Raw genomic sequence first — 14,648 nt, 5'->3', positions numbered from 1 at the left:
TGGGTGAGCAGGAGTTCTCTGCACGCGTTTCAGCGACAGATTACTTGGTACCAGGCTCAACTGTCGAGTTAGCACTCAATGTGTCTAAGGGGCATTTCTTTGACCTTGAGACCGGCAAACGGATTCGTAAATTATAAGAAAATGAGCTCAAGAGGTGGGAGTGGCTTACAAAACTCTTAGGTGCATGTGTGATTATTCCATACGGTTCTCGTTTTAGTTTTCTTTAACATTGTTACGCTATCATAATACTATCAAAAAAGACAAGGAGAAAGACATGACCTATAGTTACGTAAGAAGCCCATTATCCATTTATTACGCAGCAATTGCACCTATTGTAGACGAATTTGAATCCTTATACAGCAAGCAAGTCTGGCTGGTTGGGGATTGGGCATTAGAGGGGCAACAAGTGTTGACATTGTTGTTAAAAGAGAGACCTGAGCTAGGTCGAGATTTGACCAGCTTAAAGCCCATTTTCAAGGAAAAATTTCTTCAGAGGCTTGACCGTGTAAGGTCTTATCAACCATAGGAAAGTAGGTCTGGGATAGCATGGCGACTGAGACATAGTCACATGCTGTCTCGACCTATTTTTGAGCTTGAAAAAGTTTAGGGGAAAATTTACCTGTTATCACGAGTTTTTGCTTGCAAAATCCCAAAAAATGGTTTAAAATAGTTATTTGTGAGTAGACCTCACTTACCTGCGCCAAAGAGTGCAGGTCATTAGACCAAAAGGAGGACATATCAATGGCTAAATACGAAATTCTTTATATCATTCGTCCAAACATTGATGAAGAAGCAAAAAACGCTTTGGTAGCGCGTTTTGACTCAATTTTGACTGACAATGGTGCAACCATCATTGAATCAAAAGCATGGGAAAAACGTCGTCTGGCTTACGACATCCAAGATTTTCGTGAAGGACTTTATCATATCGTTAACGTTGAAGCAACTGACGCTATCGCTCTGAATGAGTTTGATCGTCTGTCAAAAATCAACGGCGATATTCTTCGTCACATGATTGTGAAACTCGACGCTTAAGTAGGTGACCTATGATTAACAATGTCGTACTCGTTGGTCGGATGACCCGTGATGCTGAGCTTCGTTACACCCCGTCAAATGTGGCGACAGCCAGCTTTACTTTGGCTGTTAACCGGACATTTAAAAATCAAGCTGGAGAACGTGAAGCTGATTTTATCAACTGCGTTATCTGGCGTCAGCAAGCTGAAAACCTTGCAAACTGGGCTAAGAAAGGTGCCTTAATCGGCATTACTGGTCGTATCCAGACACGTTCTTATGACAATGCCCAAGGACAAAGGGTTTATGTAACAGAAGTTGTTGCGGAAAATTTCCAAATGCTGGAAAGCCGTACGGCAAGAGAAGGACAAGGCGGCTATACATCAGCTCCTAGTCAAGGTTTTGGCGGCAACAACTACCAACAACCAGCTCAAACACCTAACTTCGCTAGAGAAGAAGGCCCGTTCGGCGGGTCAAATTCAATGGAAATCTCAGATGATGATTTACCATTCTAAACTGATATAAAGGAGAGAACCTATGGCTCAACCACAACGTCGCGGCGGTGCATTCAAACGCCGTAAAAAAGTTGACTATATCGCAGCTAACAAGATTGAATATGTTGATTACAAAGATACTGAGCTTCTCAGCCGTTTCATCTCAGAACGTGGAAAAATTTTGCCACGTCGTGTGACTGGAACGTCTGCTAAGAACCAACGTAAAGTAACAACAGCAATCAAACGTGCTCGCGTTATGGCCTTGTTACCATTCGTTAACGAAGACTAATGAAAATATCTCAGCTCAGGCTGGGATTTTTCTTTTATCTGTAAAATATGATGCGAAATAGCAGAGCTCAGAACTTGAGCCTTAAACCAAGAAAGTTACTTTTAAATTATACCTCTGGACGAGGACCTGTATACAGTTGCTAGCCAGCACCTCTAATGTTTTTTTGTTAGCGTTTTAGTCGAACTTATTTCTTCCCAAAAAAATGATAAAAACACTTGCAACCGCAATCAGTTTGTGTTATACTACTTATGAACAACGCAAGCGGTTGCGTTTCTAAAAAATTTCAGGAGGTCCAATCAAATGTTGAATTGGAAAAAAATCGCTTTAAGCTCTCTTGGGCTTGCTTCTGCCCTAACTTTAGCGGCTTGTGGCAACTCTTCTTCATCAAACACAGCAGAAAAATCTGCTGAGGGAGAAAAGTCATTGGTTGTTTCTGTAGATACTGGCTATGTTGACTACATTAACAAGATCAAAACAAAATTCGAAGAAGAAAATGGTGTTAAAATCACTGTTAAAGAAGAAGGTATGATTGATACCTTGGATAAGTTAGCGACAGATGGCCCAACAGGTGCTGCCCCAGACGTTTTTGTGGCACCTTATGACCGCGTGGGTGGTTTAGGTAACGAAGGTCAACTTGCTGAAGTAACCTTGGGTAACAAAGCTGATTATGATGAAACAGCACAAAACTTGGTTACTTTAGATGGAAAAATCTACGGCGCTCCAGCTGTTGTAGAATCATTAATTCTTTACTACAACAAAGATTTAATCAAAGAGGCTCCAAAAACATTTGCAGAACTCGAAGAGCTTCAAAAAGATGCCAAGTATGCCTTCGCTTCAGAAAATGGTAAATCAGTAGCATTCTTGGCAAACTGGACTAACTTCTACTATGCTTACGGTTTGATTGCTGGTCACGGTGGTTACGTCTTTGGTGACCACGGTACTAAGCCATCAGATATCGGTTTGGACAATGCTGGTACTGTAGAAGGACTTGAGTATGCTAAAAAATGGTATGCTATGTGGCCTCAAGGAATGCAAGATACAACAAAAGCAGGAGACTTCATCACTGAACAATTTACATCAGGTAAAACAGCTGCAATCATTGATGGTCCTTGGGCTGCAGCAGCACTTAAAGAAGCTGGTGTAAACTTCGGAGCTGCTCAAATTCCAACTCTTACTAACGGTGGCAACTACGAAGCCTTCGGTGGTGGTAAAGCTTGGGTTATCTCAAACTACAGCAAAAACATGGATGTTGCTCAAAAATTCCTTGACTATGTCACAAACGAAGAGAACCAAAAATCATTCTACGATGCTACGCAAGAAATTCCTGCTAACACTAAAGCACGCGAATATGCTTCAGCACAAGGAAATGAGTTGACAAGCGCTGTTATTGCTCAATTCTTAAATGCTCAACCAATGCCAAACATTCCTCAAATGGCAGAAGTTTGGGAACCAGCAGGTACATTGTTCTTTGACGTTGCCTCAGGTAAAAAAGATGCTAAGACAGCCAGCAAAGAAGCTGTAACCTTCATTAAAGAAGCTATCGAGCAAAAATATTCTGAATAAAACCTCAAAAAGCTGATTCAGAACTATTTCTGCTCAGCTTTTTCTCTCCCTATCACTGCCTAAAAGTGATTGATAGGGAGAGAAAAGGCTGAACAGAAAGAATACATATTAGGAAGAAGGAATGGAATGAACAAGGCAGGATTTTTGCATATTCCTGACTCAAGGTATTGTTTTGCAATTTCTGATGACGAAGTTGTCATTCGTTTGCGGGTTGCAAAAGAAGATCAAGAGTTAGAGATTAGCCTAGTTTATGGTGATAAGTACACCTATCACCAACATCAAAAAGAAGTTCCGATACCGTTCAAATGTACTGATGCCATTTATGCTTATTTCGAGATTCGCCTAAAGTTGACAGACGTTCGACTGACCTATGTTTTCAAAGTTCAGGACGGAGACAACTGCTGGTACTACCATGAAAATGGCTTTAGTGAACAGTACGATTTTGCTTATGCGTTTTATAACTGCTTCCAACTGCCGTACATCAACCCAATTGATGTTCATCGTGTGGTCGACTGGGCAGACAGCGCAGTGTTTTACCAGATTTTTGTGGATCGTTTTTATCGCGGAGATGCTGAGAAGGATGATACCTACATCAATATGGCGTGGACGGACAGGCCGCTTCCGAAAAGTTTTACCGGAGGTGACCTGGAAGGGATTAGGCAAAAGTTACACTACCTCAAGGACTTGGGAATAACTACCATTTACCTGACTCCGATTTTTTCATCCATCAGCAATCATAAGTATGATATTCGAGATTATTACGATGTTGACAAACAGTTTGGTAGCAAGTTAAGCCTAAAGCAGTTAATTGATGACAGTCATGACTTGGGGATGAAAATTATCCTTGATGCGGTCTACAATCATTCCAGTGACTTGCTTCCAGAATTTCAAGATGTGATGAACAAGGGGAAGGCTTCGCCATATTTTGACTGGTTTATGATTGACGGTGAAACCGTTGACCAAAAAGCAATCAATTATGAGACATTTGCTGCTTGCTCCTATATGCCAAAGTTTAACACGTCCAATCTTGATGTGCAGGACTACCTCTTGGATGTCACCCTTTACTGGACGCGAGAGTTTCAGCTAGATGGTTGGAGACTTGATGTCTCAGATGAAGTATCGCATGATTTCTGGCGTCGCTTTAGAAAAGCAGTGAAAGCCGTCAATCCCAATATCATTATTATCGGTGAAAACTGGCACGATGCTTACCCCTATTTACAAGGGGATCAGTATGATGGCATCATGAATTATGCCTTTACGAAAGCCTGCATTGATTATTTTGCGACAGATACCCTATCATCTCAGGAGATGGCAGAGCGACTCAATCATATTCTCATGCGAAACACCGATCAGGTCAATCGCATGAATTTGAATTTGCTGGACTCTCATGACACGCACCGCTTCTTTACTCAAATCGGTGGGTCAAGAGATAAGTTATTAGCCGCAGTCGCCTTGCTGTTCACCTATGTCGGTATTCCTTGCCTCTACTATGGGACAGAGATTGCCATGGAAGGTGGCTATGATCCTGACTGTCGTCGCTGTTTCAACTGGGATAAGGTGACCCAAGACAACGATTTACTAACACTGTTCAAAAAGATTATTCGCTTGAAGGAGCTACCGGTTCTTCAAAAAGGTGACATCACCATTACAGCTCAGGGCGATGTGCTAAGTATCCGGCGACACACACCATCTCAGGTCATTGAATTACTCATTAACAAGGGGCAGGAGCGAGAAATTTCTGTTGGCCAGTTAGTCATCGCTAACGGGTTGATCGACACAAACTTAGCAACCCATGGCTTCTTAATTCATCATCTATTGTAGAAAGGGTCATTATGACAAACGATTCACAACATCACAGTCCCCAAAAAGCCATGTGGCTATCCCTCATTTTAGGACTTGGACAACTTTATAACGGTCAAAAAGCAAAAGGATTGATGCTTCTTGGTGTCTTTGCACTAGAAATCCTTGAAATCCTGACCTTTGGGATTCCAGCGATTCAAGGGTTAATCACTCTGGGAACAACCCCTGGTGTTGATCACTCTTTGTTTCTTCTGATCAAAGGATCAATGCAGATTATTTTCTTTATCATCATGCTCTTTATTCATGTAGCAACGATGAGAGATGCGCATTATACTGCTAGACTGGTTCGTGACGGGGTCAAAATCCCGCTCACTGCAAAAGAGACGCTTCACTCTATTTATGAGAACGGTTTTCCTTACTTGCTGACCATTCCTGCTTATCTGGCGATGGCCTTTGCGATTGTCTTTCCTGTTATGGTAACGCTCTTTATTGCCTTTACCAACTACGATTTTAAACATATTCCGCCACAGCGGTTATTGGACTGGATTGGATTTAAAAACTTCATCAATATCGTTCAACTCAGCACCTTTAGAACGGCTTTCTCTGCGGTGTTGAAATGGACCTTTATTTGGACGATTCTTGCCTCAACCCTTCAGATTGTTATTGGGGTAGCGACAGCTATTATTGCTAATCAGCCATTCATCAAGTTTAAGCGGGTATTTGGGGTTATCTTCTTGCTCCCTTGGGCTGTTCCAGCCTTTATCTCTATCATGAGTTTTGGTAACTTCTTTAATGACTCCATCGGTGCGATGAATGTGCAGGTGTTGCCGTTCTTGGAAAAACTGATTCCTTTTGTTGATTTTGGTCTCATTCCATGGAAAACAGATCCGTTTTGGACAAAAGTAGCTGTCATTATGGTGCAAGGCTGGCTCGGCTTCCCTTACATCTACATTTTAGTCTCAGGGATTCTGCAATCTATTCCGTCTGATTTGTATGAGGCGGCGATTATTGATGGGGCAACGGCTTGGCAGAAATTCTGGAAAATCACCTTACCAATGATTTTGGCAGTTGCTGCGCCGACTTTTATTTCTCAGTATACGTTTAACTTTAATAACTTCTCCATCATCTATCTCTTTAACAACGGTGGACCAGGTAGTGTCGGTGGTGGTGCTGGTGCAACAGATATCTTGATTTCTTGGATTTATAAGTTGACCACTCAAACATCGCCACAATTTTCAATGGCATCTGCGGTGACGTTGATTATCTCAATGATTGTCATTTCTGTGTCACTTATCACCTTTAAAAAATTCAATGCGTTTAATATGGAGGATAGATAGATGGCTTCTAAACAATTTTCAAGCTCTGTCAAACGGAAAAAATTTCTGACACAATTCTTTACCTACGTCTATTTGCTCTTGTTAGCAACGATTATCTTGTTCCCAATCATGGTAACGGTTAGCTCAGCTTTTCGCCCAGGGAATGTGACAGCCTTTACGTTTGATCTAACGAGCAATTTCACGCTTAATAACTTTAGTCGCTTGTTCACTGAGACGCTTTATGGGCGTTGGTACCTCAATACGATTATCGTGGCCTTTTTCACCATGATTATCCAAGTGACGGTGATCACTCTGACAGGGTATGCGTATAGTCGTTATAACTTTTACGGCAAGAAAAAAAGTTTATTGTTCTTCTTAGTGATTCAAATGGTGCCAACCATGGCTGCTCTGACTGCCTACTTTGTTATGGCCTGGCTCTTCAACGCCCTTAACCAGTACTGGTTCTTGATTCTGATTTACGTTGGTGGTGGTATCCCGATGAATGCTTGGCTGATGAAAGGCTACTTTGATACGGTACCGTATGACTTGGACGAATCTGCTAAACTCGACGGCGCAGGACATTTGCGGATTTTGTGGCAAATTGTTCTTCCCCTCGTCAAGCCAATGATTGCCGTTCAGGCACTTTGGGCCTTTATGGGACCGTTTGGAGATTTCATGCTCGCTAAGTTCTTGCTTCGCTCACAAGAATACTATACTGTTGCGGTTGGGCTTCAGACCTTTATCTCTGATGCCAAGAACCAACGTGTCACACTTTTTGCAGCGGGAGCTATTTTGATTGCTGTGCCAATCTCAATCCTCTTCTTCATGCTCCAGAAAAACTTTGTGTCTGGTTTGACAAAAGGTGGGACAAAAGGATAGAATAAGAGAAGGTTTAATAACATCTCAAATCAGTTTAAGAGTGGTGGCAAGAGATCTTGTCCCACTCTTTCTACGAAAGGAGCTACAAGGATGCGCTATCCGATGTCTTATTTTTCCAGCTTGCTATCGCCTAGGCGGGTATTTGCCCAGAGAACCTCTCTTACGGTCTGGCAGGCTATTTTGACCACCATTTTCTTGATGTCACTTTTATTTATTCCTGTTTCTCTACAAGTTGGGCAAATGGAGAGTTATCCCTTGGAGAGGGTGGTTAGTGGCATTTACGAGCCCTTAACCACAGAGGTTATTACTCATCTGCAAACGGGAAAATTAAGAGATGGTGAGTTGATGGTTGAGGAAGCGAGCTTTCCCCAAGTGACTTTTGGTGATAAGGCACCAGAAGAGACCGGGGTGAGCTACCATTTTGGCAAGCAACAGTTAAAACTCGTTAAAGATAAGATTGATGTCGTCACTGTGCCCTACCAACAGCTCAGTCAGCAAGATATTTCCTCAAAAGAGGCGCTGTCAGCAGCAATCTCTAACCACTGGTTTACGAGCAATCGTTTTGGTGTCAGTCTTTTTCTGATTAGTAGTTCTTGCTTGATTTTAGGGACGAACTTTATCTTTTTGGTGCTTGGTGCGAGTGGCATTCTTTTTCTGGCTTCCCTGACCAAATGGTTTGACATCAAGGGGTTCAAACAAGCTTATAATCTGACCTTAACCTGTCTCGGTCTGCCAACTTTACTGGCCTTTGGGTTTGGGTTAACCGGTCAGGAATTGCCTACCATCGTCATGACGCAAAATATCCTCTTTGTGTTGGCTGTGGTCTTTGTCTTTTTCAAAACTCGCTTCAGAGATACCTAGATGAGAGTGGGCATTCGGCAGAATTTGATATTTCCTCACTTTATTTAATTTTGAACGTTTAGAAGTCGAAAAGGTCTCTTCCTAGACTTTCTTTGACACGGACGTTGTCCGCTCTATTTCCAACTTCCAAAGATTCAGTGGAACTTTGGCAACTCTAAAATCGGCAAAGCTGATAAGAGTTGCTCAAAACCTTTGCGTCTGACTTTGGCAACAATAATAAAAAGGGAGGCTAGGACTTTTGTTCCTGCCTCTATTACTGTTTAATCAGCAACTTTTTTTCTTGACTATTTCTGACCAAGTGGTAGAATAGAGGGTAGCATTAGCGCTCTATAGGATAGAGTGCTAAAAACAGGGCTCAGCTCTGCTATTACCCTAAAAATGGAGGATAAATCATGTTAAAACCATTAGGCGACCGCGTGTTGGTGCGCGTTGCAAAAGAAGAGGAACAGACGGTTGGTGGCTTTGTGCTAGCAGGTGCTAGCCGTGAAGCGACCAAGACCGCCCAAGTCTTGGCTGTCGGTGAGGGCATTCGGACGCTGACGGGTGAGTTGGTGTCTCCAAGTGTCACCGTTAATCAGACAGTTCTGGTCGATCGCTCAGCTGGTCTTGCGGTCAAGCATGAGGGTGAAGAGCTACTCATTGTGCGTGAAGCAGACATCGTCGCCATTATTGAAGCATAGGGAGGAAAGTGATCATGGCAAAAGATATTAAATTTTCAGCAGATGCTCGTGAGAGCATGGTGCGTGGGGTGGACATCCTCGCTAATACAGTTAAAGTAACCCTTGGCCCTAAAGGGCGTAATGTTGTGCTTGAAAAAGCTTTCGGTTCACCGCTCATCACTAACGATGGGGTAACCATCGCTAAGGAAATTGAGCTGGAGGATCATTTTGAAAACATGGGGGCAAAGCTGGTGTCAGAAGTGGCTTCAAAAACCAATGACATCGCCGGTGATGGGACCACAACGGCGACCGTTTTGACCCAAGCTATCGTTCGTGAAGGTCTGAAAAACGTCACAGCCGGTGCTAACCCAATCGGTATCCGTCGCGGGATTGAAGCTGCGGTAAATGTTGCCGTGACAGAACTTAAACATCAAGCTCAAGCAGTTGCAAATAAAGAGGAAATCGCTCAGGTGGCAGCAGTGTCCTCACGTTCTGAAAAGGTTGGTGAGTATATCTCAGAAGCCATGGAGAAGGTCGGTCGTGATGGTGTCATCACTATCGAAGAGTCTCGTGGAATGGAGACTGAACTCGAAGTGGTTGAGGGCATGCAGTTTGACCGAGGTTACCTGTCTCAGTACATGGTGACGGACAATGAAAAAATGGTTGCTGACCTAGACAACCCATTTATCCTCATCACGGATAAGAAAATCTCAAACATTCAGGACATTCTTCCACTCTTAGAAGAGATTCTCAAGACCAACCGTCCGCTCCTCATTATTGCTGATGATGTGGACGGTGAAGCCTTGCCAACCTTGGTGCTCAACAAAATCCGTGGCACCTTCAATGTAGTTGCCGTCAAGGCTCCTGGCTTCGGCGATCGTCGTAAGTCGATGCTAGAAGACATCGCTATCTTGACAGGCGGAACAGTTATCACTGATGATTTGGGACTTGACCTCAAAGATGCCAGCATGGTAGCTCTCGGTCAAGCGGTTAAGGTCTCTGTCGATAAGGATAGCACAGTCATTGTCGAGGGGGCAGGTGACGCGTCAGCTATTGCTAACCGCATTAACATCATTAAGTCTCAAATCGAGACAACGACCTCTGAATTTGATCGCGAGAAACTTCAAGAACGGTTGGCTAAGCTCTCTGGTGGTGTCGCTGTGATCAAGGTTGGTGCGGCGACTGAGACCGAACTCAAGGAGATGAAACTCCGCATTGAGGATGCACTCAATGCGACCCGTGCTGCTGTTGAAGAAGGCATCGTTGCTGGTGGTGGTACTGCTCTGGTCAACGTTATCGCAGCCGTGGCGGCTCTAGATTTGACGAGTGACGAAGCAACTGGTCGCAACATCGTCCAGCGTGCGCTGGAAGAACCTGTTCGCCAGATTGCTCTCAACGCTGGTTTTGAGGGGTCTGTTGTCATCGATAAATTAAAAAATAGCCCAGCTGGTCACGGCTTTAATGCTGCAACTGGTGAATGGGTAGATATGCTAGAAGCCGGCATTATCGACCCTGTGAAGGTAACTCGTTCGGCCCTACAAAATGCGGCGTCAGTAGCTGGCCTCATCTTGACTACTGAAGCTGTTGTGGCTAACAAGCCAGAACCAAAACCAGCTGCCCCAGCTATGGATCCAGGTATGATGGGCGGCATGATGTAAGGCAACTAGGCTGAGCAAACCTTTCGTCTGATAGATAAAACGAGCAAGATTGGTGTTCTGCTGTCCAGAACCCTGTCTTGCTCGTTTTTGTGATGATTCATTTGATGTTAACTAAGAGAAGCTTATCCCTAACTGGTGATTATGTTTTAATGATTTTCCCTCACCAATTCAGCCACCAAGGGAGATTGCTTTCTGGGCGAGTCGGACGGGGACAAGGGGTACTATGAGGATAAACATCCTTTCAGAAGGGCAGTTCTTCCTCCTCCAAGACGAGGTCTGCTAAGTCTTGACCGACATTATTTTCTCTGATAGCACGTTGAGCACGGCTTTCTAAGAGTTGGAAACTGTGCCCCAGCACCTCAGTGATATAGCGGGTTGAACCATTTTTGTCATATTTTCTAGTACGCAGTTCGCCATCAATCGAAACGAGCGTACCCTTGCCACCGTAACTGGCTAGGGTCTCAGCTTGACGTCCCCAGAAGACAACGTTGATGAAGTCTGCGCTACGCTCCCCATTTTGGGACTTGAACCGCCTGTTGACGGCAAGCGACACCCGTGTGACCGATTTATCGTTAGGTGTTTTGATCATTTCTGGCACGGCAGTCAATCTGCCAATTAAAACAACTTTATTATACATATCATTTCCTCCTAATAGGGTATTCGTAAAAGGGTTGAAAAAATGATATAATTATCAAAAAAAAAGGAGAAAAAAGTGATGGATATTGCACATTATCGCCAAACTCTTGAGCAACCTTGGGGAAAAATTTTTTATCAGGTGTTATTTGACCAATTAAAGGAAGTTAAAGGGAAGCGTGTCTTGGATTTTGGGGCAGGGTTTTGTTTGACAGCTGATTTCCTCAGTCAAAACAATACGGTTGTGGCTGTTGACCCGTCAGCTGAGATGCTCTATCATCAGGAACACCAAAACTTATCCAAACATCACGGCTCAATCGACTTACTTGACCAGTTTCCAGATGCCAGTTTTGATGTCATCATCTGCCACAATGTCTTGGAATATGTTGCAATGGAAGATTATCCGACCTACTTGACTGCCTTTCATCGTTTGCTGACCCCGTCAGGTCAGTTGTCTATCGTCAAGCATCACCGTGCTGGGAAAGTGATGCAGGCTGTCGTTTTTAACCATCAGATTGACACGGCAATGGACTTGCTGGCTGGGGCTGATTATCATAGCCCATCATTCAATCAGGAGAGGTGTTATGACATGGCAGAATTGGTTCAGTCAGGACAGTTTAGAATCGAACGTTATCAGGGGATTCGAACCTTCTATGCCCTACAGCCAAATGAGATTAAGTCGGAGATGGGCTGGTTGGAAGGCATGACCAGAATGGAGTTGGCAGTTTGCGATCACAGTCCTTATCGTGATATTAGCTTTTTTCATCATGTTTGGCTAGAAAAAGTAACAACCTAACCCTTACCGAAAGACTTTAGAAAGAGTTCTTGACTTAAAATAGAAAGGTTAGCACAAATGATCAAACAATTACAGGAAAAACTAAATCAATCTCACCCCTATACTAGTGAGGAACTGGCGTGGTTGCTCAGTCATATTGGTGATCCTGACCCAGCTGTTCGTGACAATCTGGTTTATCTCAGCTTTTGTCATGACTTGCTTGATGGTCTTGTTGATGAGGTACAGTTGGCTAGTTTGCTCGATGAGACGCTAACAAGGCAGCTACAGACAACTGGTCTAGGGACTTGTGATGAGCGTACCCTAACCAGATCTTTCACTAGCCTATTGCATACTCTATTGCTTTATGTGGATGGTCAGGAGGGGCACCCTTATCGTGGGTGGATGAGGGCGTCTCAGAGAGATGTTATGGCAACTGGTCCTAGACTACCTGCCAGCTGAGCGTGACATCAGAGGTTATGATAGCGTTCATGGCTGGGTTCATGCTATTGCACACGGGGCAGATTTTTTACAAGCGGTAGCTTGTCATCCCGAATTTCCCTTAAACCGTCTAACTGATGTTTGGGAGGTGATCAGGGCTGTTTACTGGAAGTTGAAACAACTTTCTCAGCAGGTGAGAGTAGTCGTTTAGCGGCAGTCCTTCTCCAACTGCTTGCTCAGGAGCGGCTCACTCAGGACCAAGTAGCGATGTGGTTAAGTGACCGGCTGGTATCTGGAGATGAGCCCAGCGATTATGCTAAACAACTCAATAGCCAGGCCTTTTTATCGGTGTTATATTTCCAATTAGAAAAAGAGGGGGTGCTAGGCACGACTCTCAAGCAGGCGTTGTTGAACCACCCTCATTTGCTAGCGTGAAAGGAGTGAAAAATGTCCGTTTCTTGCTTGTTTTGTAGTGACTTGCCTTTTATATTAGAAAATAATCTAGCTGGCGCCTTTTACGATAAACACCCTGTCAATCAGGGGCATTTGCTGATTGTTCCCAAACGCCATGTGGAGGATTATTTTGGGTTAACATCAGTCGAAAAACAAGCCATTGATGACCTCTTGCAGTTGGGTAAGGAAATGCTAGAGACGCGTTATCAGCCAGATGGTTACAATGTCGGTGCCAACTGCGGTGCGGTTGCCGGTCAGACCATTTTTCACTGCCACATCCATCTGATTCCTCGTTACAAGGGGGATACGCCAAAGCCAAAAGGCGGTGTCAGAGGGGTTATTCCTGAACGCCAAGGCTATCAGACAGCGGAGGACTAATTGCTGATATGCCATTGTTAGTATCATCAAGTTAGTATAGATAGAAGTCGTCTGTCATAAGGTTTTTTCATAAGAATAAGTGAAACAGAGCAACTCAGAAATGGGTTGATTTTTGATTTAAGATAATTTTCAGAATATTTTTAGGAATGTTTTAGAAAAAGCGCCTATACTTTGTCTCAGAAAGAAGATAATACTTATGAAAACAAAAATGATACTTCCGCCCCTCCTTACGGTGCTAACCTTAGCAGCTTGCCAAGCCAAAGCAGACTTAAGTTCGACAGCATCGTCAACAGCAACTATAGCAACCAGTTCTAATCAGGCAACGGTAACAGCAACTTCTACGACGACTGGCAACACGACCTATTTCTCTGAAAAGGATTTGGACGCCAGCTACGATGCAGCGACAGCTAGTATCATCCAGCTCAATGGTTCTTCGGCGACGGTCACAGGAACTGGCGTGTCTGTATCAGGTTCTGTGGTGAAGATTACGTAGGCGGGTACCTACATCGTCTCAGGCTCTAGCCAAGGCGTTCAACTGTTGGTTGAAGCAGCAGATACAGATGATGTCCACATCGTGCTCAATGGTGTCACCATGACAGGGACAGATGCCCTTATCGCTGCCACCTCTGCGGACAATGTCTACCTGACCCTAGCTGATGGCACGCACAATAAACTAGCCGATTCTGCCAATCGGACGGCAACAGACTACAGCGCAGCCATTTACAGCAAAAAAGACCTAACCATCAATGGAACAGGTAGTCTCGAAGTCGAGGGCAACTACAACAATGCCATCAAGTCGAATGACGACCTGAAAATTGCGGGTGGGACCTACACCATAACAGCCGTTAAACATGCCCTGTCAGCCAATGATGCGCTGAATATGACTGGAGCGACCATGACCCTGACGGCGACAGAAGATGTCCTTCACTCGGACAATGACGAGGACACTAGCCTCGGTAATCTGTATATCGAAAATAGCAAGCTCACCATCACGGCTGGTGACGACGCCATCCACGCGACCAATGAACTGGTCATCGACAGCGGCACCATCGACATCCAGTCCAGCACAGAAGGGATTGAAGGAAAAGTCATCACCATCAATGGCGGCACGATTGCCCTTAATGCGACGGATGACGGCATCAATGCGACCGACTGGACCAAGTCATCTGATAGCATGATGGTCATGGATGGGGTCAGCCTGACCATCAACGGTGGCGACATTACGATAAACATGGCTGCTGGCGATACTGATGCCATCGATTCCAACGGGGATTTGACCATAACAGGAGGCAATCTCACCATTACAGGACAGTCTGCCTTTGACTTTGACTGCACAGTGACCCATACGGGTGGCACAATTACCGTCAACGGTCAGCAGATGACCGACATCACCAACTCCATGATGATGGGTGGACCTGGTGGTGGTATGCCAAGACGCTAAACG

Annotated in this window: 15 protein-coding genes and 2 pseudogenes; 16 read left to right on the top strand and 1 reads right to left on the bottom strand. The window is 44.3% G+C overall.

Features of this window, described 5'->3' with window-relative positions:
- The first annotated feature begins 274 nt into the window (after nt 1-274).
- From ACERC7_RS07490 to groL, 11 genes are all read left to right on the top strand, one after another.
- Nucleotides 275-526: a hypothetical protein gene (locus tag ACERC7_RS07490; RefSeq protein WP_018368839.1), complete on the top strand. Its 252-nt coding sequence runs from the start codon at nt 275-277 to the stop codon at nt 524-526.
- A 215-nt stretch (nt 527-741) separates the two neighbouring features.
- Complete coding sequence (rpsF, locus tag ACERC7_RS07485) at nt 742-1,032, top strand: 30S ribosomal protein S6 (RefSeq protein WP_373659101.1); 291 nt, start codon at nt 742-744, stop codon at nt 1,030-1,032.
- Nucleotides 1,033-1,043: 11 nt separating this feature from the next.
- Nucleotides 1,044-1,523 carry a single-stranded DNA-binding protein gene (locus tag ACERC7_RS07480; protein WP_373659102.1) on the top strand — a complete coding sequence of 160 codons (480 nt, stop codon included), beginning with the start codon at nt 1,044-1,046 and terminating at the stop codon, nt 1,521-1,523.
- Between the two features lie 22 nt (nt 1,524-1,545).
- Nucleotides 1,546-1,791 (top strand): 30S ribosomal protein S18, encoded by a 246-nt coding sequence (rpsR, locus tag ACERC7_RS07475; protein ID WP_018368842.1) that lies wholly within the window; start codon nt 1,546-1,548, stop codon nt 1,789-1,791.
- Between the two features lie 300 nt (nt 1,792-2,091).
- On the top strand, nt 2,092-3,354 hold the full coding sequence (locus ACERC7_RS07470; RefSeq protein ID WP_373660490.1) for an extracellular solute-binding protein: 1,263 nt from the start codon (nt 2,092-2,094) through the stop codon (nt 3,352-3,354).
- A 126-nt stretch (nt 3,355-3,480) separates the two neighbouring features.
- A complete protein-coding gene (locus ACERC7_RS07465; RefSeq protein ID WP_373660489.1) occupies nt 3,481-5,175 on the top strand; it encodes a glycoside hydrolase family 13 protein in 1,695 nt (564 codons plus the stop codon).
- 11 nt (nt 5,176-5,186) lie between these two features.
- Nucleotides 5,187-6,491, top strand: coding sequence for an ABC transporter permease subunit (locus ACERC7_RS07460; protein WP_373660488.1), 1,305 nt, complete (start codon nt 5,187-5,189; stop codon nt 6,489-6,491).
- Entirely contained in the window at nt 6,492-7,349 is an 858-nt protein-coding gene (locus ACERC7_RS07455) for a sugar ABC transporter permease (RefSeq protein WP_018368846.1), read from the top strand.
- A 90-nt stretch (nt 7,350-7,439) separates the two neighbouring features.
- Complete coding sequence (locus tag ACERC7_RS07450) at nt 7,440-8,210, top strand: hypothetical protein (RefSeq protein ID WP_373660487.1); 771 nt, start codon at nt 7,440-7,442, stop codon at nt 8,208-8,210.
- Nucleotides 8,211-8,602: 392 nt separating this feature from the next.
- Nucleotides 8,603-8,890 (top strand): co-chaperone GroES, encoded by a 288-nt coding sequence (gene groES / locus ACERC7_RS07445; RefSeq protein ID WP_373659107.1) that lies wholly within the window; start codon nt 8,603-8,605, stop codon nt 8,888-8,890.
- Between the two features lie 14 nt (nt 8,891-8,904).
- A complete protein-coding gene (gene groL, locus ACERC7_RS07440) occupies nt 8,905-10,527 on the top strand; it encodes a chaperonin GroEL (RefSeq protein WP_373660486.1) in 1,623 nt (540 codons plus the stop codon).
- Between the two features lie 241 nt (nt 10,528-10,768).
- On the opposite strand, the gene ACERC7_RS07435 is transcribed toward groL, so the two are convergent.
- Nucleotides 10,769-11,164 (bottom strand): single-stranded DNA-binding protein, encoded by a 396-nt coding sequence (locus ACERC7_RS07435; protein WP_018368850.1) that lies wholly within the window; start codon nt 11,162-11,164, stop codon nt 10,769-10,771.
- A 78-nt stretch (nt 11,165-11,242) separates the two neighbouring features.
- Here ACERC7_RS07435 and ACERC7_RS07430 point away from each other — a divergent pair, with 78 nt between their 5' ends.
- The 5 genes and pseudogenes from ACERC7_RS07430 to ACERC7_RS07410 all read left to right on the top strand — a co-directional run bounded on the left by ACERC7_RS07430 (nt 11,243) and on the right by ACERC7_RS07410 (nt 14,645).
- Nucleotides 11,243-11,956 (top strand): class I SAM-dependent methyltransferase, encoded by a 714-nt coding sequence (locus ACERC7_RS07430; RefSeq protein WP_373660485.1) that lies wholly within the window; start codon nt 11,243-11,245, stop codon nt 11,954-11,956.
- A 57-nt stretch (nt 11,957-12,013) separates the two neighbouring features.
- A complete protein-coding gene (locus tag ACERC7_RS07425; protein WP_373660484.1) occupies nt 12,014-12,394 on the top strand; it encodes a hypothetical protein in 381 nt (126 codons plus the stop codon).
- A pseudogene (locus ACERC7_RS07420) lies at nt 12,357-12,808 on the top strand (DUF2785 domain-containing protein). Before ACERC7_RS07425 ends, ACERC7_RS07420 begins: the two are co-directional and overlap by 38 nt.
- A gap of 12 nt (nt 12,809-12,820) precedes the next feature.
- Nucleotides 12,821-13,204: an HIT family protein gene (locus tag ACERC7_RS07415; protein ID WP_373659111.1), complete on the top strand. Its 384-nt coding sequence runs from the start codon at nt 12,821-12,823 to the stop codon at nt 13,202-13,204.
- A 196-nt stretch (nt 13,205-13,400) separates the two neighbouring features.
- A pseudogene (locus tag ACERC7_RS07410) lies at nt 13,401-14,645 on the top strand (carbohydrate-binding domain-containing protein).
- Nucleotides 14,646-14,648: the final 3 nt, after the last annotated feature.

It is taken from the genome of Streptococcus sp. E17BB (genome assembly GCF_041807725.1).
Lineage (GTDB): Bacteria > Bacillota > Bacilli > Lactobacillales > Streptococcaceae > Streptococcus > Streptococcus entericus.
Note: the sequence above shows the minus strand (reverse complement) of the source record. Positions and strands in the feature narration are given on the sequence as shown.

Bases quoted from the DNA above. Each gene is read 5' to 3' on its own strand.
- ACERC7_RS07490 (WP_018368839.1), top strand. From the start codon at position 275: ATGACCTATAGTTACGTAAGAAGCCCATTATCCATTTATTACGCAGCA.
- rpsF (WP_373659101.1), top strand. From the start codon at position 742: ATGGCTAAATACGAAATTCTTTATATCATTCGTCCAAACATTGATGAA.
- ACERC7_RS07480 (WP_373659102.1), top strand. From the start codon at position 1,044: ATGATTAACAATGTCGTACTCGTTGGTCGGATGACCCGTGATGCTGAG.
- rpsR (WP_018368842.1), top strand. From the start codon at position 1,546: ATGGCTCAACCACAACGTCGCGGCGGTGCATTCAAACGCCGTAAAAAA.
- ACERC7_RS07470 (WP_373660490.1), top strand. From the start codon at position 2,092: ATGTTGAATTGGAAAAAAATCGCTTTAAGCTCTCTTGGGCTTGCTTCT.
- ACERC7_RS07465 (WP_373660489.1), top strand. From the start codon at position 3,481: ATGAACAAGGCAGGATTTTTGCATATTCCTGACTCAAGGTATTGTTTT.
- ACERC7_RS07460 (WP_373660488.1), top strand. From the start codon at position 5,187: ATGACAAACGATTCACAACATCACAGTCCCCAAAAAGCCATGTGGCTA.
- ACERC7_RS07455 (WP_018368846.1), top strand. From the start codon at position 6,492: ATGGCTTCTAAACAATTTTCAAGCTCTGTCAAACGGAAAAAATTTCTG.
- ACERC7_RS07450 (WP_373660487.1), top strand. From the start codon at position 7,440: ATGCGCTATCCGATGTCTTATTTTTCCAGCTTGCTATCGCCTAGGCGG.
- groES (WP_373659107.1), top strand. From the start codon at position 8,603: ATGTTAAAACCATTAGGCGACCGCGTGTTGGTGCGCGTTGCAAAAGAA.
- groL (WP_373660486.1), top strand. From the start codon at position 8,905: ATGGCAAAAGATATTAAATTTTCAGCAGATGCTCGTGAGAGCATGGTG.
- ACERC7_RS07435 (WP_018368850.1), bottom strand. From the start codon at position 11,164: ATGTATAATAAAGTTGTTTTAATTGGCAGATTGACTGCCGTGCCAGAA.
- ACERC7_RS07430 (WP_373660485.1), top strand. From the start codon at position 11,243: ATGGATATTGCACATTATCGCCAAACTCTTGAGCAACCTTGGGGAAAA.
- ACERC7_RS07425 (WP_373660484.1), top strand. From the start codon at position 12,014: ATGATCAAACAATTACAGGAAAAACTAAATCAATCTCACCCCTATACT.
- ACERC7_RS07415 (WP_373659111.1), top strand. From the start codon at position 12,821: ATGTCCGTTTCTTGCTTGTTTTGTAGTGACTTGCCTTTTATATTAGAA.